We start from the raw sequence: 25600 nt of genomic DNA on the forward strand, positions 1-25600 counted from the left end.
CCCCGTCATCAGCAAGGTGATCTGCATGTTTACCGGAATTATCGAAGCGGTGGGAACCCTGGCCGAGCTGCGCCGTCAGGGCGATGACATGGCCCTCACCGTGCACGCGCCGAGCCTGGATTTTAGCGACGTCAAACTGGGCGACTCCATCGCCACCAACGGCGTCTGCCTCACCGTGGTGGCGCTGGGCGACAAGAGTTATACCGCCGACGTGTCGCTGGAAACCCTCTCCCGTACCGGTTTTGCCGCCGCCAGAGTGGGCGATCGGGTCAACCTCGAGAAGGCGCTGATGCCCACCTCCCGCCTCGGCGGCCATCTGGTCTCCGGCCATGTGGATGGGGTAGGGGAGGTGAAAAGCGTCTCCAGCAGCGGCCGCGCCATCGAGTACTGGATCAAGGCGCCGGGGGAACTCTCCCGCTACATCGCCGAGAAAGGCTCCATTGCGGTGGATGGCATCAGCCTCACCGTCAACGCGGTGCAGGGGGACCTTTTCCGCCTGACTATCGTGCCCCACACCGCGCAGGAGACCACCATCGCCAGCTGGAAGCCGGGTCACAAGGTCAACCTCGAGGTGGATCAGATCGCCCGCTATCTGGAGCGGCTGATGATGGGGAAAAGTCAGGAGAGCAGCGCCTCGACCCTGACCATCGAGACGCTGGCCAAGGCCGGTTTTCTCTGACGGTGTGCGCTATATCGGCCCACCAAAACGATTTTCTGTGATCCCGCTCTGATTGAAATGGAGCCGCTAGCCCCAATCTAGAGCAACATACACACGCATTTGCGTTGAGCCTGCGGGCTCAACCCCCAAGCACACTGATGGAGTAGCCCATGGCGCTGAGCACAACCCAGGAAATCATTGCCGACATCAAGGCTGGCAAGATGGTGATCCTGATGGATGACGAAGACAGGGAGAACGAAGGGGACCTCATCATGGCCGCCTCCTGCGTCCGTCCGGAGGATATCAACTTCATGGCCCGCTACGGCCGTGGCCTCATCTGCCTGACCCTGACCCGGGATCGCTGCAAGCAATTGGCGCTGCCGCTGATGGTGGATCGCAACAATGCCCAGTTCTCCACCGCCTTTACCGTCTCCATCGAGGCGGCTGAAGGGGTGACCACAGGTATCTCCGCCGCCGATCGTGCGGTGACCGTGCAGGCGGCTGTGGCGCCCAATGCCAAGGCGGCCGATCTGGTGCAGCCGGGCCACATCTTCCCGCTGATGGCACAGGATGGCGGCGTGCTGACCCGCGCCGGTCACACCGAAGCGGGTTGCGATCTGGCCCGTCTGGCTGGTTTCGAGCCTGCGGCCGTCATCGTCGAGATCCTCAACGAAGATGGCACCATGGCGCGCCGTCCGGATCTGGAGGTGTTCGCCGAGGAGCACGGCATCAAGCTCGGCACCATCGCCGACCTTATCGAGTACCGCAACCAGCACGAGACCACGGTCGAGAAAGTGGCCGAGTGCAAGCTGCCCACCGAGTTTGGCGAGTTCGACCTCATCACCTTCCGCGACACCATCGACAATCAGGTTCACTTCGCCCTGAAAAAGGGTGAGGTACAGGCCGACCAGCCGACGCTGGTGCGGGTTCATCTGCACGATGTGCTGAGCGATCTGCTGCTGACCGACCGCCATGCAGCCCGAAGCTGGCCACTGCCCAAATCCATGGCCCGCATCGCTGACGAGGGCGGCGTGCTGGTGATTTTGGGGGCGGAATCCCATGGCGCCGAGCTGCTGGCTAGGGTCAAGGGTTTTGAAGCCGCCGACAAGGGGTTGGCACCGGAAGGAGCCAAGTGGCAGGGCACCTCGCGCCGGGTGGGTGTCGGTTCCCAGATCCTCAAGGCCCTTGGCGTGAGCAAGATGCGCCTGTTGAGCTCGCCGAAGAAGTACCATGCCCTCGGTGGTTTCGGTCTGGAAGTGGTTGAGTACGTCGGCGAGTAAAGCTCCACCAGAGAAGTACCATCCCCTTCCGGGTGGTGTCGGTCTGGAAGTGGTTGAGTACGTAGGCGAGTAATGTACTACCAGAGAAGTACCATCTCCTTCCGGGCGGTTTCGGTCTGGAAGTCGTGGAATTTACCGGCGAGTTAGCGCGTCGGACTGGTTAAATCGCGATCATGGCCGTCTATTGCGGCCATGGTTTTTGTCGTGGGTCTGTTGTGCTAGAATGTGCGCACTTTTGACTCCGGCCCTTTTGATTGCACAGATACAGGATTTCCAATGAAGGTTATCGAAGGAAATATCGCCGCTCCTGAGGCGCGCGTTGCTATTGTTGTTGCCCGTTTCAACAGCTTCATCAACGACAGTCTGGTGAACGGCGCGGTGGACGTACTGAAGCGTCAAGGTCAAGTGCAGGACAGCAACCTGACACTGGTAAAAGTGCCGGGCGCGGTTGAAATGCCATTGGTCATCAAGAAGCTGGCCAAGAGTGGTCAATACGACGCCATCGTGGCGGTCGGTACTGTCATCCGTGGCGGCACCTACCACTTCGACCTGGTGGCAAACGAGAACAGCAAGGGCATGGCCCAGGTAATGATGGAATATGAAATTCCCGTTGCCTTCGGTGTGCTGACCACTGAAAACATTGAACAAGCCATCGAGCGTGCAGGTACCAAGGCGGGTAACAAGGGTGCAGAGGCTGCACTGGCAGCGCTCGAAATGATCAACGTCCTGAAAGAACTGGACGTGTAACGAGGAGAAGTACATTGAAACCGTCTGAGCGCCGTAAAGCCCGCCATTGCGCCACCCAGGCCATCTACCAGTGGCAGATGACCAAGGCTAACGTGGGTGACATCGAAGAGCAGTTCAAGATCGATCAGGACACCAAGGGTGTAGACCTGAACTATTTCCGCGATCTGCTGTTCGGGGTAGCCCTCCACTGCAGCGAGCTGGACAAGGTGTTTGCACCTTTCCTCTCCCGTCCGCTGGAAGAAGTGGACATGGTGGACAAGGCGATCCTGCGTCTGGCGACCTACGAGCTGACCCGTCGTGATGATGTACCGCCGCGCGTGGTCATCAACGAAGCGATCGAGCTGGCCAAAGCTTTTGCTGCCGATGACAGCCACAAGTTTGTCAACGGTGTACTGGACAAGGTGATCAAGTCGCTGAACAAGCGTTGATCCTGCTGTCCGTCAGCATCTAAGAGAGGAGCCAGCTTATTGCTGGCTTTTTACTGTATGGGTGAATTTGAGCTGATTGATAAGTACTTCAAGGTCCCCCACGCCCGCAAGGACGTGGTGATGGGCCCTGGAGATGACTGTGCCCTGCTGACCCTGCCCCCCGATACCCAGCTGGCGGTGAGCACCGACACTCTGGTGAGCGGCGTACACTTCTTTCCCGACATGGATCCGGTGGATCTCGGCTACAAGGCGCTGGCGGTCAATCTCTCCGATCTCGCCGCCATGGGGGCTGAGCCGCGCTGGGTGTCGCTGGCGCTGACCCTGCCTGCCATCAACGAAGGTTGGGTCGCCGGTTTTGCCGAAGGGTTTCTGGAGCTGGCCGAGTACTACAACGTGGCGCTGGTGGGCGGAGACATGACCCGCGGGCCGCTCTCCATCACCATCTCGGTGAAGGGGTCGGTGCCTGCCGGGCGCGCCCTGATGCGCAGCGGCGCCAAAGCCGGTGACGGCATCTATGTCACCGGTACCCTGGGAGATGCTGCGCTGGCGCTCTCCCACCTGCTGGGCAAACGTAGCCTCAACGAGAACCAGCTGGCAGCCGTGCTGCCACGGCTCGACCACCCCCATCCCCGCATTCTGGCCGGTCAGGCGCTGCGCGGGCTGGCGGGCAGTGCGCTGGATCTCTCCGATGGTCTGGCATCGGATCTCGGCCATATCCTCAAGGCCTCCGGCGTGCGGGCCCAGATCGATCTCGATCTGCTGCCGCGCTCGCCGGTGCTGCAGGATGCGGTGAGCGAGCAGGAGGCGTGGCAACTGGCGCTGGCCGGTGGCGATGACTACGAGCTCTGCTTCACCGTACCGGAGGAGCACCGCGGCGCGCTCGATACGGCGCTGGCCCACAGCGGGGTCAAGTTTAGCCGCATCGGCCGCATCGTGGCGGGCGAGCCGGGCATCGACTACCTGCGTGCCGACCAAGCGGTCGAGCTGCAACTGAAAGGGTGGGATCACTTCGCATGAGTTTGTTCAGGATAAAGCCCGAGCTGACACGACTGGATCTGAAAAATCCGCTTCATTTTTTGGCGGTGGGGTTTGGTTCCGGTCTCAGCCCCAAGGCGCCGGGCACCATGGGCACCCTGGCGGCCATTCCGCTCTACCTGCTGGTGAGCGGGCTGCCGACCTATTGGTTTATCGCCCTGCTGGCGGTGGGGTTTGTGGTCGGTATTCGTATCTGCCAGAGCGCCACCGATGCCATCGGTATGCCGGATCACGGCGGCATCGTCTGGGATGAGGTGATCGGTTTTGGCGTTACCATGATCGCCGCGCCTGCCGGCTGGGAGTGGGTGGTGGCGGGCTTTGCGCTGTTCCGGTTGTTTGACGTGCTCAAGCCCTGGCCCATCTCCTGGTTTGATCGCCGGATCCACGGTGGCCTGGGCATCATGCTGGACGATCTTATCGCCGGCCTGTTCGCCCTGTTTTGTATGCAATTACTGGCATTCTGGCTCGGTTGAGAGCCACCTTCCGGGGGATGATCGTTCTGACATCCCCCGATTTATATCTGCTTAATTTTCATTCATCGGCATATGCTGCCGTTTATCATCCATTTCACATAAATATTCACTACTCATTCGGGGCTCGTGATTGTTTTGGAAATAGTGATAAATGCTGCTTGTTGCGTTGTTGTTGAAATTAAAGTAATGATACCAATAGATGTACGGACGCACCGGCCATTTGTGTGATGAAAATCATCATTTATCTCTGCTGAATTGGTGGTTATCTGCACAAAACATTGCGGAATTGTATAACTCAATCATTTACACCCGTGGTCAAACCGTCTAAGTTACTCGCGGGTTATTCCAAAAAAATGCAAAAAACCCGCCCGGATCGCTGGTTTCGCTGCCTCATGGATTGAGCAAATATTGCCCAAGGTAACAACCGGCATCTGCGGCTGATTTACGGACGAATTATTTGGGACGGATGTCCCCCGCAGAGGTAAACATGTCCTTGCTCGAAGTAAAGAACTTGCGGATCGAGTACCCCTCCCGCTACGGGGTACTGGCCGCGGTGAAGGATCTCTCTTTCTCTATCGAAAAGGGTGAGATTGTCGGGGTGGTCGGTGAATCCGGCGCCGGCAAGTCCACCATCGGCAACGCCGTTATCGATCTCCTGAGCCCGCCGGGTCGCATCGCCCGTGGCGATATCTATCTCAATGGCGAGCTCATCTCCGGCAAGAGCCAGAACGAGATGCGGGCCATCCGTGGTTCCCGTATCGGGTTCATCTTCCAGGACCCCATGACCTCCCTCAACCCGCTGTTCACCGTTGAGCATCAGCTGGTGGAGACCATTCTGGCCAATACCGACCTCTCTCGCGAAGCCGCTTTTGCCAAGGCGCTGGAGCTGATGGGGGCGGTGGGTATTCCGCAGCCGGAGCTGCGCATCAAGCAGTATCCGCACCAGTTCTCCGGTGGCATGCGTCAGCGGGTGGTTATCGCCATCGCGCTCTCCTGCGATCCGGAGCTGATCATCGCCGATGAGCCGACCACGGCGCTCGACGTCTCCATTCAGGATCAGATCCTCCAGCTTATCCGCGCCCTCTGCAAAGAGCGTCAGGTGGGCTGCATGCTGGTGACCCACGACATGGGCGTGGTCTCCAACGTTACCGACAAGGTGGCGGTGATGTATCGCGGCGATCTGGTGGAGTTCGGCCTGACCGAACAGGTGCTGGGCAGCCCCAATCACCCCTATACCCGCAGCCTCATCTCGGCGGTCCCTCGTTCCGATGTGAAGCTGGTGCGTTTCCCGCTGGTCTCCTATATCGAGGATGCCAGTGCGCCGGATACCAATATCGACCTCAAGACCCACTGGCTCGGCCAGAGTCAGGACGAGCGTGCCTATGAAGGGGCGCTGCTGCGGGTGGAGAACGTCGATCTGAAGTTCGTCACCAAGGACTCCATCTTCCCGAGCCGCCGCCAGTATGTACGCGCCTGCAACAACATCAGCTTCGAGATCTTCGAGGGTGAAACCTTCGGTCTGGTGGGGGAGTCGGGCTCCGGTAAATCGACCATTGCCCGTGCCATCACCGGTCTCTATCCGCCTGATACCGGCAAGATTTTCTTCGAGGGGATCGATCTGACCGCCCTCAAGAGCGAGCGCGAGCGTCGCCCGCTGCGTCGCCAGATGCAGATGGTGTTTCAGAACCCCTATTCCTCGATGAACCCACGGATGAAGGTGCGCGACATCATTGCCGAGCCGATCCGCTTCCATCAGCTGGCGAGCAGCGAGAGCCAGATCGAGGGGATCGTCGGCGATCTGCTGGATCACGTGGGTCTCGGTCGTGGTGCCGGGGTCAAGTATCCCCACGAGTTCTCTGGCGGCCAGCGCCAGCGCATCTCCATTGCCCGCGCCCTGGCCACTCGCCCGCGCTTCCTTATCTGCGACGAGCCGACCTCGGCGCTGGATGTGTCGGTGCAGGCCCAGATCCTCAACCTGCTCAAGGATCTGCAGCAGGAGCTCAAGCTCACCATGCTGTTTATCAGCCACGATCTGCCGGTGATCCGCCAGATGTGCGACCGCATCGGGGTGATGCAGCACGGCCATCTGGTGGAAGTGGCCGAGACCGAGAAACTCTTTACCAATGCCGAGCATGAGTACAGCCGCAAGCTGATCTCCCTCATGCCGGAGTTCAAGGGAATGTCCCGCGAGGGGCTGGAAATCGCAAGCTAGGAGAGCGCCGGTGCGCCGGTCTGCTTGTCAAAAAAAGTGTCATAAGAAAGCCAAAAGCATGGAGAACAAGATGAAGAAAGGATTGTCCAAGATTGCCCTGGCGCTGTTTGCCGCCGGTTTCGCCTTCAGTGTCTCAGCCGCTGATATCAAGGTGGGTGTCGCTTCTGACGCCACTTCGCTGGATCCGCAGGAGCAGCTCTCCGGTCAGACCCTGGAGATGTCGCACCTGGTATTCGATCCCCTGATGCGTTACACCCAGGACTTGCAGTTCGAGCCTCGTCTGGCCGAGAAGTTCGAGCGTGTCGATGACAAGACCGTCCGCTTCCACCTGCGCAAAGGGGTCAAGTTCCACTCCGGTAACGACTTCACCGCTGACGACGTGGTGTGGACCGTCAACCGCCTGAAATCCTCCGTCGACTTCAAGGCGATCTTCGATCCCATCAGCGAAGTGAAGAAAGTCGATGACTACACCGTGGATCTCGTCACCGCCAAGCCGTTCCCGCTGGTGCTGCAGACCGTCACCTACATCTTCCCGATGGACTCCAAGTTCTACACCGGCAAGACCGAAGCGGGCAAAGACAAGGCCGAGATCGTCAAGAATGGTGACTCCTTTGCCTCGACCAATGTCTCCGGTACTGGCCCGTTCACCGTCAAGTTCCGCGAGCAGGGTGTGAAGCTGGATTATGCCCGCAACGCCAACTACTGGGATAAAGCCTCCAAGGGTAACGTCGAGAACCTGACCGTGGTGCCGATCAAGGAAGATGCGACCCGTGTTGCAGCCCTGCTGGGTGGCGACGTGGACATGATCTATCCGGTTGCGCCGAACGATCTGGAGCGCGTGAAGAATGGCAAGGACTCCCAGCTGGTCACCCTGTCCGGTACCCGCGCCATCATCATCGAGCTGAACCAGAACACCAACCCGGCACTGAAAGACAAGCGCGTGCGTCAGGCGATCAACTACGCCATCAACCAGGTGGGCATTGTCGAGAAGATCAACAAGGGCTTCGGTACACCTGCTGGCCAGTTGAGCCCGAAAGGCTATGCCGGTCACAACGAGGCGCTGGTGCCCCAGTATGATCTGGGCAAGGCCAAGGAGCTGATGAAAGAGGCCGGTTACGAGAAAGGCTTCAAGATGACCTTCATCTCCCCGGCAGCCCGCTACGTCAACGACGTCAAGATTGCCCAGGCTGTCTCCGCCATGCTGGCCAAGATCAACATCAAGGTGGATCTGAAGACCATGCCGGTGGCCCAGTACTGGCCCGAGTTTGACAAGTGTGCCGCGGACATGCAGCTGATCGGCTGGCACTCCGACACCGAAGATACCGCGAACTTCTTCGAGTTCCTGACCTTCACCAAGGATGCCAAGACCGGTATGGGCCAGTACAACTGCGCCGGTTACGCCAACGCCGAAGCTGACAAGCTGGTGATGGATGCCAATGCCGAGACCGATCCGGCCAAGCGTGCCGAGATGCTGAAAAAGGTCGAAGCCATGCTGATCGAAGATGCTGCCTACGTGCCGTTGCACTGGGAAGATCTGGCCTATGGCGCCAAGAAGAACGTCGACATCAAGCCGGTGGTCAACGTGATGAACTTCCCTTACCTGGGTGACCTGGTGGTCAGCAAGTAAGAGAACGTCGCAAGGAAGGACGGGGGCGGGGTGGTCAGCTGGCCACTCCGCCCACTAACAGAAGCCTGTGCCACGACACAGGCCACGTAGAAGGACAAGCATGTTTACATTCCTGCTGAAACGGTTCTATCAGGCCGTGATAGTGATGTTCGTCATCAGCCTGGTCGCCTTCTCCATCCAGGACAACCTGGGTGACCCGTTGCGCGAGCTGGTGGGACAATCCGTCTCCGAAGCCCAGCGTCACGAGTTGCGCGAGAAGATGGGCCTTAACGATCCCTTCCTCATCAAATACAGCCGCTTTCTGAAAAATGCGGTGCATGGGGATTTGGGCACCTCCTATTTCTTCAAGCGACCTGCTCTCGAGGTGATCCTCGACAAGCTGGTGGCTACCCTTGAGCTGGTGTTTGCTGCCGCGCTCATCATCGTGGTGGTTTCCATTCCACTCGGTGTTTATTCGGCGATCCGCCCGCGCAGCATTCCCACCAAGATCATCATGGCGGGGAGCAGTATCGGTATCTCGATCCCGGTATTTTTGACCGCCATCATGCTGATGTACCTCTTCTCCATCCAGCTGGGCTGGCTGCCTGCCTATGGCCGCGGCGAGACCCGTAACCTGCTGGGCTGGGAGTCGGGCTTCTTCACCTGGGACGGCATCCTGCACCTGATCCTGCCGGCGGTGTCTCTCTCCTCCATCATGTTGCCGCTGTTTATCCGGCTGGTGCGCTCCGAGATGCTGGAGCAGCTCTCCTCCGAATACGTCAAGTTCGCCCGCGCCAAGGGGCTGGACAACAACAAGGTCTACTACAGCCACGCTCTGAAGAACACCATGCTGCCGGTCATTACCGTCGGTGGGGTGCAGATCGGCACCATGGTGGCTTACACCATCCTGACCGAGAGCGTGTTCCAGTGGCCGGGCACCGGATTCCTGTTCCTTGAGGCGATCCACCGGGTCGATACGCCCCTCATCACCGCCTACGTCATCTTCGTGGGACTGATCTTCGTGGTGACCAATACCCTGGTCGACCTGCTCTACGGGTTGATTAACCCTACCGTTAACCTGACTGCCAAGGGGTAAGCGCATGACTAATGCTGTAACTGCAAGCCCAAGCCGTTGGGCACGATTCAAGAACTCTGACATCGTCTACTACTTCCTGCGGGACAAGGTAGCCATGTTCAGCTTTGCGGTGTTTGTGGTATTTGTGCTGGCGGCGCTGCTGGCGCCCTGGCTCGCCCCGCACAACGTCTATGACCAGACCAGTTTTGATCTGATGGATGCCGAGTTGCCCCCCTCCTGGCTCGAAGGCGGCGAGGAGCGTTTCTGGCTCGGTACCGACAACCAGGGGCGGGATATCTGGAGCACCATCCTCTATGGCGCCCGTATCTCCCTCACCATCGGCCTGTTTGCGGTGGCGCTGCAGCTGGTGCTGGGTATCGTCATCGGTCTGATTGCCGGTTATTTCGGTGGTCGAATCGACAACCTGCTGATGCGCTTTGCCGATGTGCAGCTGTCGTTCTCCACCATGATGGTGGCGATCATCATCTCCGCCATCTTTCAGGCAACCTTTGGCTCCGAGTTTTACTCGAAGTTCGCCATCATGATGCTGGTGGTGATCATCGGTATCGCCGAGTGGCCGCAGTACGCCCGTACCGTGCGCGCCTCTGTGCTGGCGGAGAAGAAGAAGGAGTATGTGGAAGCGGCCAAGGTGATGGGGTTCCGCGCCCCGCGCATCATGTTCCGCCACATTCTGCCCAACTGTTTGTCGCCCATTCTGGTCATCTCCACTGTGCAGGTGGCCAACGCCATCATGAGTGAAGCTGCACTCTCCTTCCTCGGTCTGGGGATGCCGGTTGATCAGCCCTCGCTCGGTTCGCTTATCAGCGTCGGCTTCAACTACATCTTCTCCGGCTCCTGGTGGATCACCGCCTTCCCGGGCATCTGTCTGGTGGTGCTGGTGCTGGTCATCAACCTGCTGGGCGACTGGCTACGGGATGTATTTAACCCCAAGATCTACAAAGGTTAACGCGGGCCGACTCTGAGGCGCCGAGTCGCAGCTATCAGGTCATTTGGATGAAAAAAATCCGAAACCGGTTTGGCCGGTTTCGGATTTTTATTGTATTGAGCAGACAGCTTGTTGATTGCACACCCATCAGTAGTGCGGCGGCGGGGTCTCTTCGGCCATGCTGGCAATCTGGCTGGGCTGTACGCTTTGTAGTTTGTCGATCAGCAGCTGGATCTGGTATTTGAGCCGATCGAGTTCACGGCCCTGGGTGGTCACCTCGTCGTTGAGCTGCTCTATGGTGTACTCCGCATAGGCGAGACGGGTTTCCAGGGTTTCGATGCGATCGTTAAGTTGCTGACTCATGGGCCTTCGGGTCCTTACTTGATTGTCCAGATTTCGGCCAGACCACTGGAGCTGGCACTGACAAGGTGGCTATTGTCGCGCAAAGCGACGCCGTAGACCACTGCGCTGGGCGGTTTCACCTTGGGTTGCGGCGAGACGCGCCAGCTCTGCAGCAGGGCACCATCGCTCACTTGCCACAGGGAGAGCTGACGGGAAGGGGCGCCGGTGATGAGCCACTTGCCATCGTTGGCAAAGCGGGCGCTGGTGTAGACCTCGAAGCGGTGATCATATTGCAGCTGACTCACCTCCTTGCCGGTTTTCAGATCCCAGATGCTGGCCCGGCTGCTGTCGGCGGTGAAGGCGTAGCGGCCGCTCGGCTCCAGTCTGGCCATGATCACCCGGCCACCATGGTTGAAGCGCCAGATCACCTGCCCGCTACGGGTATCCCACAGATAGGCGCTGTAGTCGTTGCCGCCGGTCAGGGCGTAGCGACCGTTGGCGGAGAGATCCACCGTATTGACCTGTTCGGTGTGCCCCAGAAACTGCAGGCGACGGCCGCTTCGGGTGTCGAGCCACTCAGCTTTGCCATCTTCCCGCCCGATCAGCACATAACGACCGTCGGCAGAGAGCGCGATGTCCCTCAGCCTGGATTCAGGAAGTGAGTAGTAGCCTTGTGATTGCCCGTCGCTCAGCCGCCAGGTTGCAAAGGTGTCGGGGGTGGCGGTGACGGCATGGCTGTTGCCTTCGGAAAAGCGGGTAATGAATACCAGATCATCCGCCGAGTCGGATTGCTTCCAGCGCCAGCGTTGACGGTTCTGTTCCAGATCCCAGACGATGATGCCCTGGCTGATGCTGGAGACGATGGCCTGCTTGCCATCACTGGAGAGATCTGCTGTCAGCAGACCCGTGCTGGCGAGGGTCATTTGCTGGTTGGGTTGGGAGCTTTGCTCGCAACCGGTGAGCATTAAACAGAGGCTCACCAGATAAATGGCACTTTTTATCATTTTTGCGGTCTCACGCTTTTGTTACCTGCGATCACGGCGTTAGTATAAGGCGCTTATCACGATAAACCTCTCATTTCACGATGGAACCGAGAGCGGTATTTGGAGTTTGGAGAAACTGATGAACAAATTTCTGAAGGTGTCCCTGTTGGCGGCGGCCGTTGCCGTCGGTCTGACTGCTTGCCAAAAAGACGAGAAGCCTGCTGCGGCCAATACCGCCGAAGTGAAGGCAGAAGCCAGCAAGCCGGCAGAGGCGACCAAGGCCGAAGCCAAGAGCTTTGAAGAGCAATCTGGCTACGCAATTGGCCTCTCCATGGGTCGTTACATCGCCAATACCCTGGAGCGTCAGCAGGAACTGGGCATCAAACTGGACAACGCCGTGATCCTGAAAGGGGTGACTGACGGTCTAGGCAAAGAAGCCAAGATGACTGATGAAGAGATCCAGAAGGTACTGCAGGATTACGACGCCAAGATCAACGAGCTGACCAAGGCCAAGGCCGAGAAAGACGCCGTTGAGAATCTGAAGAAGGGCGAAGAGTTCCTGGCTGCCAACGCCAAGAAAGAGGGTGTTAAGAGCACTGAATCCGGCCTGCAATACGTGGTCGAGAAGATGGGCACTGGCGCCAAGCCGAAATCTACCGATATCGTCAAGGTTCACTACACCGGTACCCTGACCGACGGCACCAAGTTCGACAGCTCCGTCGATCGCGGCGAGCCGGCTACCTTCCCGCTCAATCAGGTTATCCCGGGTTGGACTGAAGGTGTGCAGCTGATGCCGGTTGGTTCCAAGTTCAAGTTCTTCCTGCCGTCCAAGCTGGCCTATGGCGAGCACGGTGCAGGCTCCATCCCGGCGAACGCCGTGCTGGTGTTTGACGTTGAGCTGCTGGCTATCGAGAAGCCGACTGCTGACGACGCCAAGAAGTAATCCCTTCTTGTATTTAAAAACGGCTCCTTAAGGAGCCGTTTTTACTTGTGTATTCCCTACAATCGCGGGATAACAGAGCTGTCTTGGCGTTGGGTTTGCGCGCGAAAATAAGGCAAAATAGATCGCAGAATCAAATACAAGGATGAGTCCAGTGGCTGAAAATAAATCGCGTGTCCTGCTGGTGGAAGATACCCGTAGTCTGGCGGTGGTCTATGAACAGTACCTGCGCCAGGAGGGGTACGAGGTGGTGCTGGCCGACTGCGGTCAACAGGCGTTGGCGCAGTTGCTGGCAAGTCCTCCCCCCTTGGTGCTGCTGGATCTGGAGCTGCCGGATATGTCCGGTATGGATATTCTGCAAATGATCACCGAACAGCAGTTGCCTTGCTCTGTGGTGGTGATCACCGCTCACGGCTCGGTGGATGTGGCAGTGGAGGCGATGCGCCTCGGTGCCTTCGATTTTCTGACCAAGCCGTTTGACAGCAAGCGGCTCTGCGCCACCGTTCGCAATGCCTTGAAACACCAGCAGTTGAGCTCGCTGGTTGCCCACTATCGGGAGAACTTCGAGCGCAGCTCCTTCTTCGGTTTTATCGGTGCCTCCATGTCGATGCAGGCGGTTTATCGCATCATCGAGAGCGCGGCGCCCAGCAAGGCGACCGTCTTTATCACTGGCGAGAGCGGCACCGGCAAAGAGGTGTGTGCCGAGGCGATTCACCAGTGCAGTCCCCGCAGCGAGCAGCCCTTTATTGCCCTCAACTGCGCCGCCATTCCCCACGATTTGATGGAGAGCGAGATCTTCGGCCATGTGAAGGGCTCTTTTACTGGCGCCCAGGGGGATCGCAAGGGGGCGGCCAGTCTGGCTGATGGCGGTACCCTGTTTCTCGACGAGATCTGCGAGATGGACCTGGATCTGCAGAGCAAGCTGCTGCGCTTTATCCAGACTGGCACAGTGCAGCGGGTCGGTAGCGGCAAGCTCGAGACGGTGGATGTGCGCTTTATCTGCGCCACCAACCGGGATCCGCTGGTGGAGGTGAAAGCAGGCCGTTTTCGCGAGGATCTTTACTATCGGCTCCACGTCATTCCGCTTACCCTGCCGCCGCTGCGGGAGCGGGGTGAGGATATCCTGCTGCTGGCGCGCACCCTGCTGCAAAGCTACGCCAAGGAGGAGAACAAACGCTTCAAGGATTTCGATGTCGAGGCGGCGCGAGTGCTGCTCGACTACCCCTGGCCTGGCAACGTACGCGAGCTGCAAAACGTGGTGCGCAATATTGTGGTGCTCAACGATAAGGAGTTGGTGAGCCCGGATATTCTGCCGCCACCACTCAATGGAGTTCGTCCCCAGCTGCCGGCTGCGATTGCGGCCGCGGTGGCATCGGCTCCGGCCGCCACCGCGGTGGCTAACGGGCCAATTCGTCCGCTCTGGCTGGTGGAAAAAGAGGTGATCGAACAGGCCATCGCCAGCTGTGACGGCAATATTCCCAAGGCGGCGGCCCTGCTCGAGATCAGCCCCTCCACCATTTACCGTAAAAAGCAGGGGTGGGAAGAGTCCAATCGGGCCTGAACCATCTTGCCAGCAGAAAGGGCGGCTAGTGTGCCGCCCTTGCTATTTTGGGGATCAGAGTTTGGCGAGGCGCTTGAGGCGGGCCAGTCGCTCCCCCTCGTTGGCGCTGAACCAGCGGTCCTGCGACAACAGAAACCAGGCACGGGAGAAGTATTCCGCGGCCAGCGGATCGTCCAGCACCAAGGCATTCTCCCCCAGCTCCTCGAACAGATAACCATCCTCAGGTTCGCCTGCCTCGGCCATATCGGCCTTGAGTTGGTGCAGCTCTGCCTGCGCCTGCTGGTGCTGACCCTGGGCCCGGGTCAGGCGAGCCAGACTCCAGCGAGCGATAAACGCCTTGGCCGGCTGGTTATGTTGCAGATGCCAGGCCAGACACTTCTGCTGCTGGATTTTCGCCTCATCAAAGCGGCCCAATTCGAACAGGGTCCAGCCCTGATTGTTGTAAAGGGGGGCCAGCCAGCCACGCACCTTCTCGTCACTGCTGCGTTCCGCCAGCTCCATCGCCAGTTGATGCCAGCGGCTCTGCTCTTCCAGTGGTGCGGCGATGGCGATCATGTGAGCGGCGTCGATGGCGAGATAGGTTTCTTTCTCCTTGAGCCCCCATTGCCAGGCTTGTTCAAACAGCGGTTTGGCACTGGCTTTGTCGCCCGCCGAGTTAAAGGTGCGGCCTCGTTCCAGCAGGGCCCTGATCCGCGCTCTGGGGGTTGTGTCGGTGAGGCGAGGCTCTATCTCGTCGAGCAGCTGATGGGCTTCGGCAAATTGGCGCTGCAGTGAATGGGTACGGGCAATTTGGGTCAGCAACTCCAGTTCGAGTTGCAGGTCGTCGGCGGTGCGCGCTTCGGGAAGAAGGGTGTGAAAACGCAGGGCGCTGGCGGCGGGATCCTGATAATCCCACAGCGCCATGAAATCGGGCGGATTGTCCATTTGGCCTCCTTGCTGGTTATCCTGTCACCAAGATGCCTGCAGGCCATTGTTTGTACAAGGGGCGCCCGTCACAGAGCGCCCCTTGAGTCATGTTAACGGCTGTGGCCAGTTGCTTAGTAGACCATAGCTAGGCTCATCAGCATCAGACCGAGGGCGGCAAAGGCCCCCTCCTTGATGGCGAGCCGTGGCACCAGCGCCTTGGGCAGGGCCGGAAACAGGCTCAGGGCAAAGCCAAGGCCCGGCATCAACCAGTGGAATGCCGGATCGCGCAGGGTGGGATCGGCGGCTCCATTGATGATGATCAGCAAAATAAACAGGGTGAAGGCCGGCAGGATAAACCAGCGTACCCCACCGGCGGCGACCGCCCGCAGCGGCGAAATGCGATAGAGCAGCATGGTCACAAGGAACAGAACAAAAGGGGCCAGCAGATAGAGCGGAGCGGGGTTCATAACATCTTTCCTGAAAACTGATCGTCAAAAAACCGGTTGTCCGGTGCAAGAGGCGCGGAATTTAATCACTCTTCGCAGGTAATCACCAGCAGCCCGGGCCCGGGCTGTGAAGAGGATCCCGGATAAAGGTTTGCTAGCGCGTCTTAATGCAACCAGAACCAGGCTGCTGCAAATCCCAGCCAGCTCAGCACCAGCAAGATCCAGGGCAGGGGATGCTGATGGCTTACTTCAACCAGCTCCAGCTGAGCGTCTTGCTCTTCGGTTTGGGGCGCGCCCTGTGGCTGCCTGGCTTTGGCCTGCAATTTTTTCTGGCGGCTCGCTTCGCGGGCCCGCGCCTTCATCTGTTTCTTGTATTCGTCGATGCCTTTCTGGATCCCTTGCGCGATAAGCTGGGTCTGTTCCTTGGTCTGCCCCGGCTTCTGGTTGGCACGGGCAATTTTCATCGCCTCCTGCTGGGTCTCGGGGGAAATCTTGTCGTACTTGGCCATCAAATCATCTCCTCGGGCATGGCTGGCTGGGGAGTATGCCATAAAGGCGCGTCCGGGTGGCGCCTCCTTGGTGCGGGAGGGGAGCAAGTGAGTGACTGCTCAACAAAAAACCTGATAAATCAGCAGGAAGCCGGATGTTGGGCCGAAGATCACAATTAGCAGAATTTGTGAGTCATCGATGAAAAACGGTCATCTGTTGTTTGTTATATTGGCGCCCGACCCGCTGGACAGGGTTGATAAATAACAAAACAATCAAGGTGATATGGAAATGAATAATAACTTTATCAAAGGCGGCGTGGCACTGGCCGTGCTTGCTGCACTGACTGGCTGTAATACCTCGAGCAATGACACCGTTGCACCCTGCACCGAAAATGTCTGCAAACTGACCATCCTGCACACCAACGATACCCACGGCCGTTTCTGGCACAACGCTGAAAATGAGTATGGTATGGCTGCCCAGAAGACTCTGGTCGAGCAGCTGCGTGCCGATGCCAAGGCTGCTGGCAGTGACGTACTGGTTCTTTCCGGTGGTGATGTGAATACCGGGGTGCCGGAGTCCGATCTGCAGGATGCTGAGCCTGACTTCATGGCGATGAACAACATTCGCTACGATGCCATGGCAGTGGGCAACCATGAATTCGACAACCCCCTCAGCGTACTGGAGAAGCAGCGCAAGTGGGCCCAGTTCCCCATGCTCTCGGCCAACATCTATGACAAGGCCAGTGGCAAACACTACTTTGACCCCTACAAGGTGTTCAAGCTGGAGAGCGGTCTCAAGGTTGCCGTACTGGGTCTGACCACCGAGGATACCGCCCAGCTGGTTGATCCCAACAACGTGCAGACCCTGGAGTTCCGCGATCCGACCAGCGAGGCGGCCAAACTGGGCCAGCAGATCCGCAGCAACAAGGAGGCCAATCTGGTCTTCGCCATCACTCACATGGGCCATTACGAGAATGGTCAGCACGGCAGCAATGCGCCGGGCGATGTAGAGATGGCTCGTGCACTGCCGGCAGGGACTCTGGATGCCATCATTGGTGGCCACTCCCAGAATCCGGTCTGTATGGAACCGGGTACCACCAACAAGTACGCCAATTTCAAACCGGGTGATAACTGCCAACCGGACCAGCAAAACGGCACTTGGATCATGCAGGCCCACGAGTGGGGCAAGTATGTGGGCCGTGCCCAGTTTGAGTACCAGAATGGCAAATTGACCCTGACCAGCTATGACCTGATCCCGGTCAACCTGATCAAGCGCAACGCCAAGGGCGAGGCGATCGATGCCAACGGCGCCGTAACCAAGGATCCGGCCAAGATGCAGTTCGTACAGGACGAGATCACCAAGGATCCCGAGCTGTATAACACCCTGCTGGGTTATCAGGAGAAAGGTCAGCAAGAGCTGAATGTCGTCATTGGCTCGGCAGATGGCTTGCTGGTTGGTGATCGCAACTCGGTTCGCAACAAGCAGACCAACCTGGGTCGCCTCATCACCACGGCGACCAGCAGCAAGCTGGGTGTCGACTTTGGTATCGTCAACTCTGGCGGCGTCCGTGACAGCATCCCGGCCGGTGATATCACCTACCGCAGCGTGCTGCTGGTACACCCGTTTGGCAACACGGTCAACAAGGCTGTCATGAAGGGAAGCGATCTGGCGACCTATCTGGGCCAGGTGGCAAGCAAGACCCGCAATACCGGTGGTTATGCCCAGTTTGGCGGTATCAACATGGCGGTGGATTGTCAGGCCAAGAGCGTCAATATCACCAGTATCGGTGGCAAGGCGTTTGATCCGGCAGCAACCTACAGCTTCGCGATCCCGAGTTTCAGCGCCTCCGGTGGTGACGGCTATCCGAAGATCGATACCATCAACGCCGGGTTGGTGGATGCTGCCGTGCTGAAGGAGTACATCGAGATCAAGAAGACCATCAACGTGGCCGATTATCAGCCAGGCAATGAGGTGAGCTACCTGAACTCAGCCTCTACCGAAGGGTGTAACTAAGCGCTGTCGATTCGGTATCGTCACAACAGTAGTCACACTCTGCTGTCTTCTTAAAAAAATCCCCAGGCATTACCTGGGGATTTTTTCGAACCGTTACTGAATTTTCCAGTCATTGCATCACATCGTGTCTCGTCAGGCTTGCAGCCAGCTTTCGATGCTGCGCTGGATGCCAGCATCGTCCAGACCGAGCAGGGCATAGATCTCCTGCTGGGTGCCCTGTTCGACGAAGCGATCCGGCAGGCCGAGGTTGAGCACCGGCTTGCACTGCTTGCTGCGCATCAGCAACTCGTTCACCGCCGAACCGGCACCGCCCATGATGGCGTTGTCTTCAATGGTGACGAAGTTATCGTGGCTGGCCGCCAGCGACAGCACCAGCGCCTCATCCATCGGTTTGACGAAGCGCATGTCCACCAGGGTGGCATCCAGTGCCTCTGCGGCCGCTTTGGCGTTGTGCAGCAGAGTACCAAAGGCCAGAATAGCTGTGCCCTTGCCATCTCGCAGGATACGTCCCTTGCCAAGCGCCAGCGCCTGCATCTCTGACGAGATGGGGGCATCGCTCAGGCTGCTGCCGCGCGGATAGCGCACTGCGGCAGGGCCCTGATGGAGATAGCCGGTATAGAGCATCTGGCGGCACTCATTCTCATCAGATGGCGTCATCACCACCATGTTGGGCACGGTGCGCAGGAAGCTGATGTCGAACGCCCCCTGATGGGTCGGGCCATCGGCGCCCACCAGACCGGCCCGGTCGATGGCGAACAGCACCGGCAGATCTTGCAGCGCTACGTCGTGGATCACCTGATCGTAGGCGCGCTGCAGGAAGCTCGAATAGATGGCCACCACCGGCTTCTTGTCGGCGATGGCAAGACCCGCGGCGAACGTGACCGCATGCTGCTCGGCAATGGCCACATCGAAGTAGCGATCCGGATATTGCTGGCTGAATTTCACCAGACCGGAGCCTTCGCGCATGGCAGGGGTGATGCCGACCAGCTTCTCGTCTTTGGCAGCCATGTCGCACAGCCACTGGCCAAAGATGGCGGAGAAGGTGGGTTTGGCGGCGCTCGCTTTCGGCAGGGAACACTCGTCAGGATTGAACTTGGGCACGGCGTGATAACCGATGGGGTCTTTCTCCGCCGGCTCGTAACCCTTGCCCTTCTTGGTCTTGACGTGCAGCAGTTGTGGGCCCTTGAGGTTGCGCATGTTGCGCAGGGTCTCGACCAGTGCCTCGATATCGTGACCGTCGATGGGGCCGATATAGTTGAAGCCGAACTCCTCGAACAGGGTGCCGGGCACCACCATCCCCTTGAGGTGCTCTTCGGCCCGCTTGGCCAGCTCCTTAACCGGTGGCAGACCTGCCAGCACCTTCTTGCCTCCTTCGCGGATGGTGGTGTAGAGCTTGCCGGACATGACCCGGGCCAGATGGTTGTTGAGCGCACCGACATTTTCGGAGATGGACATCTCGTTGTCGTTGAGGATCACCAGCATGTCCTTGTGAACATCGCCAGCGTGGTTGAGCGCTTCAAAGGCCATCCCAGCGGTAATGGCACCATCACCAATCACTGCTACCACCTTGCGACCCAGCCCTTCGCTCTCGGCGGCGACCGCCATGCCAAGGGCGGCACCGATGGAGGTGCTGGAGTGGCCGACGGAGAGCACGTCGTACTCGCTCTCGCCACGCCAGGGGAAGGGGTGCAGGCCATCCTTCTGCCGGATGGTGTGGATCTGATCACGGCGCCCGGTCAGGATCTTGTGGGGATAGGCCTGATGGCCCACATCCCAGATCAGCCGATCGAACGGGGTGTTGTAGACGTAGTGCAGGGCCACGGTCAGTTCGACCGTACCGAGACCGGAGGCAAAGTGTCCGCTGGAGCGGCTGACAGAGCGCAGCAGATATTCGCGCAGCTCGTTGCACAGCACCGGCAGCCGATCTTTGGGTAAGGAACGCAGCTCGACCGGAGTGTCCGCGAGGGCCAGGTTGGGGAAATTGCTAATATCAACGCTCATATTGTTACTGTTATCCAGCGTTTAGTGGGTTCGCTCGATGATGTAATCGGCAAACGCTTCCAGAATGTCGGTATTGTAGGGCAAGGATTGCAGGGCTGTTAAGGCTTTCCCATGCAGTTCGCGAGCCAGCTCACGGGCATTTTCGAGTCCGAGCAGGGCTGGATAGGTACTTTTCTCCAGCGCCAGGTCAGAACCTTGCGGCTTGCCCAAGGTGGCGGTATCACCTGTGATGTCAAGGATGTCATCCTGCACCTGAAAGGCGAGGCCAATCGCGGCGGCATAGGTTTGCAGGGCAGCCAGCGTGGCGTCATCGACATCGGCTTTGCACAGGGCGCCGAGCGCCACGGCGCATTCAATAAGCGCACCGGTCTTGTGGCGGTGTACCTGCTCCAGTTCGGCAAGCGTGATCTGGCGCCCTTCGGCCTGCAGATCCAGCGCCTGACCACCACACATACCCAGATAGCCGGAGGCGCGGGCGAGGGTACTCAGCATTCGCACCCGGTTGGCCATCAAGGTATCGGGCATGGGGTGATCGGCCAGAATGGAGAAAGCCAGGGTCTGCAGCGCATCACCGGCCAGAATGGCGGTGCCTTCGTCAAACGCCTTGTGAACGGTTGGCTGACCACGACGCAGGTCGTCGTTATCCATGGCGGGCAGGTCATCGTGCAGCAGGGAGTAGGCGTGGATGCACTCCACGGCAGCCGCGGGGCCATCCAGCAGTTCGCTCTTGACGCCCAGCATCTCGCCGACCGCGTAGACCAGAAACGGGCGAACCCGCTTGCCGCCCAGCAGCAGGCCATAACTCATGGCATCGCGCAGGCGCGGTGCCATGGCGGGCAAGGATTCAAGTTGTGCTGACAGACAGTCGTCAATACGCTGACGATGCAGACGGGAAAAATGGTCCAGCGCCACTCACTCCTCTCCTTGTTCTGGCTGGAAGGGGGCGAGCTGGTCACTGCCATCGGCTTGACTGAGCAGGATCTGAATCTTCTGTTCGGCCAGTTCCAGCTTCTGCTGACCGGCCCGAACCAGATGAACGCCCTGCTCGAACTGCTTGAGTGCCTCTTCCAGGGGTAGGGAACCTTGTTCCAGCTGATGAACGATGGTTTCCAGCTCTTCCAGAGTGGCATCAAAACTCAGACGGTCGATTTTTTTACTGGCCATGTCCATCCTCGGGGATTGAAAAAAACGGCTTATATTAACATCGACCGCCCACAGGGGGGAGGCAGAAAAGCATCGCCCCCTCAAACTCTCGCTAAACTGGCCGATAATGAGCCATCATTCTCAGTGGATGCATGCTTGCCGCTAGGGTCGCAATAGCAGAAAATTCAACAAACTATAATTAGGCATAAGAACCGGTGACAGGAGTAGGGACGTGGATCTAGGGAGCTTGTTAGGTATCGTTTTAGGATTCGGTGTCGTGATTTACGGCATGATCCTCGGTGGCTCGTTGAGCATGTTTATCGATATGCCATCGGTCTATATCACTATTCTTGGCTCAATCTTCATCGCCATGATGAAGTTCAATATCGGGCAGTTTTTTTTGGCTTTCAAGGTGGCGGGCAAAGCCTTTATGTACAAGGGCGACAAGCTCGACGACCTGATCGCCAAAGCCGTTGAACTGGCTGATGCGGCTCGCAAAGGGGGGTTTCTGGCGCTGGAGGCAGCAGAGATCCCAAATGCATTTATGAAAAAAGGGATCGATATGCTGGTGGATGGTCACGATGCCGAAGTGGTGCGCGCCGTGATGGAAAAGGATATCGACCTGACAGCCGAGCGCCATGTCATTGCCATCAAGGTCTTTCGTACCCTTGGGGATCTGGGCCCAGCCATGGGGATGATAGGTACGTTGGTGGGCCTGGTGGCCATGTTGTCAAATATGAGTGACCCCAAGTCGATCGGTCCGGCAATGGCGGTGGCCTTGCTGACCACCCTGTACGGAGCGATTGAGGCCAACATGATCGCTATTCCTATTGCTGACAAGCTGGAGCTGCGCAGCGGGGAGGAGAAGCTCAGTCGTACCCTGATCCTTGATGCCATTATGGGTATTCAGGATGGCCAGAACCCGCGGGTGATCCAGTCCATGCTGCAGAACTATCTGAGCCAGTCCAAACGCAATACCGGCGCGGAGTAGGCACCATGTCTGATTGTAAATGCCCCCCCCCCGGTCTTCCTGCCTATATGGGCACCTTTGCCGACCTGATGTCGCTGCTGATGTGCTTCTTCGTGCTGCTGCTCTCCTTTGCCGAGATGGACGTACTCAAGTTCAAGCAGATCGCGGGCTCTATGAAGAATGCTTTCGGAGTGCAGAACATCCTTGAGGTGAAAGATATTCCCAAGGGAACCTCGGTGATTGCCCAAGAGTTCAGGCCCGGTCGTCCTGAGCCCACGCCGATTGATACCGTGATGCAGCAGACCATCGATATGACCCAGACCGAGCTGGAGTTTCTGCCCGGTGAGGCGGATCAGGCAGGTGGTCAGGATAAGAGTGATGGCAAGCAGACGGGGGGCGATACCGCGCAGGATGCGAAGAAGGCGCAAGAACAGTCCAATACCCTGGCCAAAGCCCTCGCCGAGCAGATGAAAGATCAGATCCAGGATGGCGCTATCGAGATTGAGGCGCTGGGCCAGCAGATCATCATCCGGATCAGGGAAAAAGCGTCGTTCCCGGCCGGTTCGGCATTTCTGCAACCCCAGTTCTGGCCGGTCATTCGCAAGGTCGCGACCCTGCTCAAGGATGTGCCGGGTGAAATCACCATCTCCGGTCACACCGACAACGTGGCGACCGAAGATGAGCTGTTCCAGTCCAACTGGGAGTTGTCGTCGCAACGGGCGGTGGCGGTGGCGCACCAGATGCTGAAGGTTCCCGGTTTTGATAAGGGGCGACTGGTGGTGCAGGGGATGGCGGACTCCCAACCATTGGTGCCCAATACCACTCCGGAAAATCGTCGGATGAACCGGCGGGTGGAGATCGCCATCATGCAGGGCAAACCGACTGTTTCGGCCCCCATTTCCGTACCGGAAGGGAAGTAAGCGAAGGGAATGTCGATGACGCAAGTGGGATCTGCATCAGGGGGCTGACGTGGATTTTGTGTTGGCTTCATATTAAGATGCCTCATCCGAACCGATTGCTGCGGCCTCCTTGCAGATGGCCGCAGTTTCTATTTTCAAGCAACCCAGGTTTCGACTATGAATCATACTCCGATGACTGTTCGCGGTGCTGAGAAGCTGCGCGAAGAGCTCGATTATCTCAAGACCGAGCTTCGTCCCCAGATTATCGAAGCGATTGCCGATGCCCGTGAGCACGGTGATCTGAAGGAAAACGCCGAATACCATGCCGCTCGCGAGCAGCAGGGGTTCTGTGAAGGCCGCATTCAGGAGATTGAAGCCAAGCTCTCCAATGCGCAGGTGATCGATGTCACCAAGATGACCAACAACGGCCGCGTTATTTTTGGCGCGACTGTGACTCTGCTCAAGAGCGAGACAGAGGAAGAGGTGGTCTACCGCATCGTGGGTGACGATGAGGCTGATATCAAACAGAACCTCATCTCTGTCAACTCCCCCATTGCCCGCGCCCTGATTGGCAAGGAAGTGGACGATGTCGCTATCGTCAAGACCCCTGCTGGCGATGTGGAATACGAAGTACTGGAAGTCGCTTATATCTAAGCGAATGCTACAGACGATGAAACAGGGGGGCTTGTGCTCCCCTGTTTGTCTTTATCTATATGATTATTGATAAAAATCAGGACAGATACGCCTCGGTAAAGGCGTCCTGATGACGCTGAAACAACCAGTGGCGCAGCCGTTCGATGTTGCTCTCGCTCATCTGAAAGCTCAGTGCCCAGGTGGCATGGTCGGCATTGGCTTTAATGCGCCGAACCAGTCGTCCCTGTAGTGGAAGAGGGGGCTCTTGCTCGATGCAGAGCTCGCCGTTGATGGGGGTATCGGCCACCATGTCGATTGGCAAATTTTCCACGATGAGGCCGTTGAGGGAGAGGCTGAGTACCTGAAACAGGCCCCGCTCGCTGCATAGCTTGGCTTTTTGGGTGAGACGCCAGGCGCGCGGTTGCGCAAATCCTAGCTCTCTGATGACCGGTGCAGATAACCGGGGCTCGACGAAGCCATCTTCCCCTTGGGTAAAGCTCAGGGGAAAACGCAGCTGATGGCCTGCGAAGCGGGCTTCGAGTACGAGGTGTTCGGCTTTTTGCAGCAAGCCAAGCATGGGGGCATCGAGGTGACCACTCAGAACATGGGTGTCCTGATTGCTCCCCAAGTCCCGCAGCATGGCCAGCTCATCGTCGGTCAGAATAGGATGGTGAGCCATAATGCGTGTCCGGAAGTATTCATCGCAGGTTAAGGGCTTTGCGACTACTTTGGCAAGCGACTCGGGAAGAAGTGGAATAAGGAAAGAGCGATGCTCTTTCCTTTTACTTGCGGGGCAGCTGGATTTTGGGTTCGTTGGCTTGACGATAAATGGTCAGCACATGACCCATGCTTTGCACCTTGATTGAACCGGTTTCACGGACGATAGCATCCATAACCAGTTGTTTCATTTCGCGATCTTCAGAGGCAACCTTAACCTTGATCAGCTCGTGATGGTTCAGTGCCAGATCGATCTCGGCCAGTACACCTTCGGTCAGACCATGCTGACCCAGCAGGACGACAGGCTTGAGGCTATGGGCAAGGCCCTTGAGGTACTGTTTCTGTTTATTGTTGAGAATCATCGCAATTTCTTCATAAGTCAGGGTTGAAAGGGGCGTATTCTACCCCCACTTAGCCCTTAATACTAATAACCCTTGTGGTTTTTTAAAGTCGATTATCATGACCCAGAAAAAACGTTCCCCCAGTTCAACTCGCTGGTTAAAAGAACATTTCGACGATCAATACGTCAAAAAAGCCCAGAAAATGGGCCTGCGTTCTCGTGCTGTTTTCAAGATTGACGAGATCCAGGGCAAGGATCGCTTGCTGAAACATGGCATGACCGTAGTGGATTTGGGTGCAGCCCCCGGTGGTTGGTCCCAGTTCGCGGTTGAACAGGTTGGTGATTCGGGTCGCGTCATCGCATGTGACATTTTGCCGATGGATCCCATTGCTGGTGTCGATTTCCTGCAAGGGGACTTTCGGGAGGAAACTGTACTCGGCGCCTTGCTGGAACGAGTGGGCCCCGACAAGGTCGATGTCGTGATGTCTGATATGGCGCCCAACATGAGCGGTACCCAGCAGGTGGATCAGGCTCGCGCCATGTATCTGGTCGAGCTGGCGCTGGACATGTGCAATCAGGTATTGCGTAGTGACGGCAGTTTCGTAGTGAAGGTGTTTCAGGGAGAGGGCTTTGATGCCTATCTCAATGAAATTCGTAAACTTTTCTCCGCCGTCAAAATTCGTAAACCAGACTCATCCCGCGCCAGATCACGGGAAGTCTACATTGTGGCTACCGGTTTTAAACTGTAGTACCCTAA

Annotated in this window: 27 protein-coding genes; 17 read left to right on the forward strand and 10 right to left on the reverse strand. The window is 57.9% G+C overall.

Going from position 1 to position 25600, the window contains the following annotated elements; genetic code table 11:
- Window positions 1–25: 25 nt before the first annotated feature.
- The 10 genes from AB5Y82_RS11985 (at window position 26) to AB5Y82_RS12030 (ending at window position 10481) form a co-directional block, all read left to right on the forward strand.
- Entirely contained in the window at window positions 26–679 is a 654-nt protein-coding gene (locus tag AB5Y82_RS11985) for a riboflavin synthase (protein WP_111899892.1), read from the forward strand.
- A gap of 149 nt (window positions 680–828) precedes the next feature.
- Window positions 829–1938, forward strand: coding sequence for a bifunctional 3,4-dihydroxy-2-butanone-4-phosphate synthase/GTP cyclohydrolase II (ribBA, locus tag AB5Y82_RS11990; RefSeq protein WP_005358461.1), 1110 nt, complete (start codon window positions 829–831; stop codon window positions 1936–1938).
- Window positions 1939–2214: 276 nt separating this feature from the next.
- Complete coding sequence (ribE, locus tag AB5Y82_RS11995; RefSeq protein WP_005338866.1) at window positions 2215–2685, forward strand: 6,7-dimethyl-8-ribityllumazine synthase; 471 nt, start codon at window positions 2215–2217, stop codon at window positions 2683–2685.
- 14 nt (window positions 2686–2699) lie between these two features.
- Window positions 2700–3113, forward strand: a complete 414-nt coding sequence (nusB, locus tag AB5Y82_RS12000; RefSeq protein WP_005343514.1) for a transcription antitermination factor NusB — start codon at window positions 2700–2702, stop codon at window positions 3111–3113.
- Window positions 3114–3170: 57 nt separating this feature from the next.
- Complete coding sequence (gene thiL, locus AB5Y82_RS12005) at window positions 3171–4130, forward strand: thiamine-phosphate kinase (RefSeq protein ID WP_368173989.1); 960 nt, start codon at window positions 3171–3173, stop codon at window positions 4128–4130.
- A complete protein-coding gene (locus AB5Y82_RS12010; RefSeq protein ID WP_368173990.1) occupies window positions 4127–4621 on the forward strand; it encodes a phosphatidylglycerophosphatase A in 495 nt (164 codons plus the stop codon). Before thiL ends, AB5Y82_RS12010 begins: the two co-directional genes overlap by 4 nt.
- A 487-nt stretch (window positions 4622–5108) precedes the next feature.
- Window positions 5109–6833, forward strand: a complete 1725-nt coding sequence (locus AB5Y82_RS12015) for an ABC transporter ATP-binding protein (RefSeq protein WP_005358467.1) — start codon at window positions 5109–5111, stop codon at window positions 6831–6833.
- Between the two features lie 70 nt (window positions 6834–6903).
- Complete coding sequence (locus AB5Y82_RS12020) at window positions 6904–8460, forward strand: ABC transporter substrate-binding protein (RefSeq protein ID WP_368173991.1); 1557 nt, start codon at window positions 6904–6906, stop codon at window positions 8458–8460.
- A gap of 100 nt (window positions 8461–8560) precedes the next feature.
- On the forward strand, window positions 8561–9535 hold the full coding sequence (locus tag AB5Y82_RS12025; protein ID WP_042080630.1) for an ABC transporter permease: 975 nt from the start codon (window positions 8561–8563) through the stop codon (window positions 9533–9535).
- A 4-nt stretch (window positions 9536–9539) separates the two neighbouring features.
- Window positions 9540–10481: an ABC transporter permease gene (locus tag AB5Y82_RS12030; protein WP_019445927.1), complete on the forward strand. Its 942-nt coding sequence runs from the start codon at window positions 9540–9542 to the stop codon at window positions 10479–10481.
- Between the two features lie 126 nt (window positions 10482–10607).
- Here AB5Y82_RS12030 and AB5Y82_RS12035 read toward each other — a convergent pair whose 3' ends face one another.
- Together AB5Y82_RS12035 and AB5Y82_RS12040 are read right to left on the reverse strand one after the other, a co-directional pair.
- On the reverse strand, window positions 10608–10823 hold the full coding sequence (locus AB5Y82_RS12035; protein ID WP_005335285.1) for a SlyX family protein: 216 nt from the start codon (window positions 10821–10823) through the stop codon (window positions 10608–10610).
- A 14-nt stretch (window positions 10824–10837) separates the two neighbouring features.
- Window positions 10838–11806: a vegetatible incompatibility protein HET-E-1 gene (locus tag AB5Y82_RS12040; protein ID WP_043820853.1), complete on the reverse strand. Its 969-nt coding sequence runs from the start codon at window positions 11804–11806 to the stop codon at window positions 10838–10840.
- 118 nt (window positions 11807–11924) lie between these two features.
- On the opposite strand from AB5Y82_RS12040, the gene fkpA reads away from it, so the two are divergent.
- Both fkpA and AB5Y82_RS12050 read left to right on the forward strand, forming a co-directional pair.
- On the forward strand, window positions 11925–12728 hold the full coding sequence (gene fkpA / locus AB5Y82_RS12045; protein ID WP_005335283.1) for an FKBP-type peptidyl-prolyl cis-trans isomerase: 804 nt from the start codon (window positions 11925–11927) through the stop codon (window positions 12726–12728).
- A gap of 151 nt (window positions 12729–12879) precedes the next feature.
- Complete coding sequence (locus tag AB5Y82_RS12050; protein ID WP_368173992.1) at window positions 12880–14286, forward strand: sigma-54-dependent transcriptional regulator; 1407 nt, start codon at window positions 12880–12882, stop codon at window positions 14284–14286.
- 54 nt (window positions 14287–14340) lie between these two features.
- Here the strand turns inward: AB5Y82_RS12050 and AB5Y82_RS12055 are convergent, their stop codons facing one another.
- From AB5Y82_RS12055 to AB5Y82_RS12065, 3 genes are all read right to left on the reverse strand, one after another.
- Window positions 14341–15210: a hypothetical protein gene (locus tag AB5Y82_RS12055; protein WP_111899895.1), complete on the reverse strand. Its 870-nt coding sequence runs from the start codon at window positions 15208–15210 to the stop codon at window positions 14341–14343.
- A 113-nt stretch (window positions 15211–15323) separates the two neighbouring features.
- Complete coding sequence (locus AB5Y82_RS12060; protein WP_005335280.1) at window positions 15324–15659, reverse strand: hypothetical protein; 336 nt, start codon at window positions 15657–15659, stop codon at window positions 15324–15326.
- Between the two features lie 143 nt (window positions 15660–15802).
- Entirely contained in the window at window positions 15803–16147 is a 345-nt protein-coding gene (locus AB5Y82_RS12065; protein ID WP_064338659.1) for a DUF2956 domain-containing protein, read from the reverse strand.
- 268 nt (window positions 16148–16415) lie between these two features.
- Here AB5Y82_RS12065 and ushA point away from each other — a divergent pair, with 268 nt between their 5' ends.
- Entirely contained in the window at window positions 16416–18140 is a 1725-nt protein-coding gene (gene ushA / locus AB5Y82_RS12070) for a bifunctional UDP-sugar hydrolase/5'-nucleotidase UshA (RefSeq protein WP_005335278.1), read from the forward strand.
- 132 nt (window positions 18141–18272) lie between these two features.
- On the opposite strand, the gene dxs is transcribed toward ushA, so the two are convergent.
- Genes dxs through xseB form a run of 3 tightly spaced genes read right to left on the reverse strand, consistent with a single transcriptional unit; the run spans window position 18273 to window position 21305 of the window.
- Window positions 18273–20141, reverse strand: coding sequence for a 1-deoxy-D-xylulose-5-phosphate synthase (gene dxs, locus AB5Y82_RS12075; protein WP_368173993.1), 1869 nt, complete (start codon window positions 20139–20141; stop codon window positions 18273–18275).
- Window positions 20142–20162: 21 nt separating this feature from the next.
- Window positions 20163–21053: a (2E,6E)-farnesyl diphosphate synthase gene (gene ispA, locus AB5Y82_RS12080; protein WP_042080637.1), complete on the reverse strand. Its 891-nt coding sequence runs from the start codon at window positions 21051–21053 to the stop codon at window positions 20163–20165.
- Window positions 21054–21305: an exodeoxyribonuclease VII small subunit gene (gene xseB / locus AB5Y82_RS12085; RefSeq protein ID WP_005338838.1), complete on the reverse strand. Its 252-nt coding sequence runs from the start codon at window positions 21303–21305 to the stop codon at window positions 21054–21056.
- A 211-nt stretch (window positions 21306–21516) separates the two neighbouring features.
- On the opposite strand from xseB, the gene pomA reads away from it, so the two are divergent.
- From pomA to greA, 3 genes are all read left to right on the forward strand, one after another.
- A complete protein-coding gene (gene pomA, locus AB5Y82_RS12090; protein WP_005338837.1) occupies window positions 21517–22275 on the forward strand; it encodes a flagellar motor protein PomA in 759 nt (252 codons plus the stop codon).
- A 5-nt stretch (window positions 22276–22280) separates the two neighbouring features.
- Window positions 22281–23174, forward strand: coding sequence for a flagellar motor protein MotB (locus AB5Y82_RS12095; protein ID WP_368173994.1), 894 nt, complete (start codon window positions 22281–22283; stop codon window positions 23172–23174).
- A gap of 156 nt (window positions 23175–23330) precedes the next feature.
- A complete protein-coding gene (greA, locus tag AB5Y82_RS12100) occupies window positions 23331–23807 on the forward strand; it encodes a transcription elongation factor GreA (RefSeq protein ID WP_005343528.1) in 477 nt (158 codons plus the stop codon).
- Window positions 23808–23883: 76 nt separating this feature from the next.
- On the opposite strand, the gene AB5Y82_RS12105 is transcribed toward greA, so the two are convergent.
- Window positions 23884–24465, reverse strand: coding sequence for a PilZ domain-containing protein (locus tag AB5Y82_RS12105; RefSeq protein WP_236348438.1), 582 nt, complete (start codon window positions 24463–24465; stop codon window positions 23884–23886).
- A gap of 103 nt (window positions 24466–24568) precedes the next feature.
- On the reverse strand, window positions 24569–24865 hold the full coding sequence (yhbY, locus tag AB5Y82_RS12110) for a ribosome assembly RNA-binding protein YhbY (RefSeq protein ID WP_005338829.1): 297 nt from the start codon (window positions 24863–24865) through the stop codon (window positions 24569–24571).
- A gap of 97 nt (window positions 24866–24962) precedes the next feature.
- On the opposite strand from yhbY, the gene rlmE reads away from it, so the two are divergent.
- Window positions 24963–25592 (forward strand): 23S rRNA (uridine(2552)-2'-O)-methyltransferase RlmE, encoded by a 630-nt coding sequence (gene rlmE, locus AB5Y82_RS12115; protein ID WP_005338828.1) that lies wholly within the window; start codon window positions 24963–24965, stop codon window positions 25590–25592.
- Window positions 25593–25600: the final 8 nt, after the last annotated feature.

The sequence above is a fragment of the Aeromonas sp. s13 genome, assembly GCF_040907905.1.
Classification (GTDB): Bacteria; Pseudomonadota; Gammaproteobacteria; order Enterobacterales; family Aeromonadaceae; genus Aeromonas; species Aeromonas veronii.

Bases quoted from the DNA above. Each gene is read 5' to 3' on its own strand.
- AB5Y82_RS11985 (WP_111899892.1), top strand. From the start codon at position 26: ATGTTTACCGGAATTATCGAAGCGGTGGGAACCCTGGCCGAGCTGCGC.
- ribBA (WP_005358461.1), top strand. From the start codon at position 829: ATGGCGCTGAGCACAACCCAGGAAATCATTGCCGACATCAAGGCTGGC.
- ribE (WP_005338866.1), top strand. From the start codon at position 2,215: ATGAAGGTTATCGAAGGAAATATCGCCGCTCCTGAGGCGCGCGTTGCT.
- thiL (WP_368173989.1), top strand. From the start codon at position 3,171: ATGGGTGAATTTGAGCTGATTGATAAGTACTTCAAGGTCCCCCACGCC.
- AB5Y82_RS12010 (WP_368173990.1), top strand. From the start codon at position 4,127: ATGAGTTTGTTCAGGATAAAGCCCGAGCTGACACGACTGGATCTGAAA.
- AB5Y82_RS12015 (WP_005358467.1), top strand. From the start codon at position 5,109: ATGTCCTTGCTCGAAGTAAAGAACTTGCGGATCGAGTACCCCTCCCGC.
- AB5Y82_RS12020 (WP_368173991.1), top strand. From the start codon at position 6,904: ATGAAGAAAGGATTGTCCAAGATTGCCCTGGCGCTGTTTGCCGCCGGT.
- AB5Y82_RS12025 (WP_042080630.1), top strand. From the start codon at position 8,561: ATGTTTACATTCCTGCTGAAACGGTTCTATCAGGCCGTGATAGTGATG.
- AB5Y82_RS12030 (WP_019445927.1), top strand. From the start codon at position 9,540: ATGACTAATGCTGTAACTGCAAGCCCAAGCCGTTGGGCACGATTCAAG.
- AB5Y82_RS12035 (WP_005335285.1), bottom strand. From the start codon at position 10,823: ATGAGTCAGCAACTTAACGATCGCATCGAAACCCTGGAAACCCGTCTC.
- AB5Y82_RS12040 (WP_043820853.1), bottom strand. From the start codon at position 11,806: ATGATAAAAAGTGCCATTTATCTGGTGAGCCTCTGTTTAATGCTCACC.
- fkpA (WP_005335283.1), top strand. From the start codon at position 11,925: ATGAACAAATTTCTGAAGGTGTCCCTGTTGGCGGCGGCCGTTGCCGTC.
- AB5Y82_RS12055 (WP_111899895.1), bottom strand. From the start codon at position 15,210: ATGGACAATCCGCCCGATTTCATGGCGCTGTGGGATTATCAGGATCCC.
- AB5Y82_RS12060 (WP_005335280.1), bottom strand. From the start codon at position 15,659: ATGAACCCCGCTCCGCTCTATCTGCTGGCCCCTTTTGTTCTGTTCCTT.
- AB5Y82_RS12065 (WP_064338659.1), bottom strand. From the start codon at position 16,147: ATGGCCAAGTACGACAAGATTTCCCCCGAGACCCAGCAGGAGGCGATG.
- ushA (WP_005335278.1), top strand. From the start codon at position 16,416: ATGAATAATAACTTTATCAAAGGCGGCGTGGCACTGGCCGTGCTTGCT.
- dxs (WP_368173993.1), bottom strand. From the start codon at position 20,141: ATGAGCGTTGATATTAGCAATTTCCCCAACCTGGCCCTCGCGGACACT.
- xseB (WP_005338838.1), bottom strand. From the start codon at position 21,305: ATGGCCAGTAAAAAAATCGACCGTCTGAGTTTTGATGCCACTCTGGAA.
- AB5Y82_RS12095 (WP_368173994.1), top strand. From the start codon at position 22,281: ATGTCTGATTGTAAATGCCCCCCCCCCGGTCTTCCTGCCTATATGGGC.
- greA (WP_005343528.1), top strand. From the start codon at position 23,331: ATGAATCATACTCCGATGACTGTTCGCGGTGCTGAGAAGCTGCGCGAA.
- AB5Y82_RS12105 (WP_236348438.1), bottom strand. From the start codon at position 24,465: ATGGCTCACCATCCTATTCTGACCGACGATGAGCTGGCCATGCTGCGG.
- yhbY (WP_005338829.1), bottom strand. From the start codon at position 24,865: ATGATTCTCAACAATAAACAGAAACAGTACCTCAAGGGCCTTGCCCAT.
- rlmE (WP_005338828.1), top strand. From the start codon at position 24,963: ATGACCCAGAAAAAACGTTCCCCCAGTTCAACTCGCTGGTTAAAAGAA.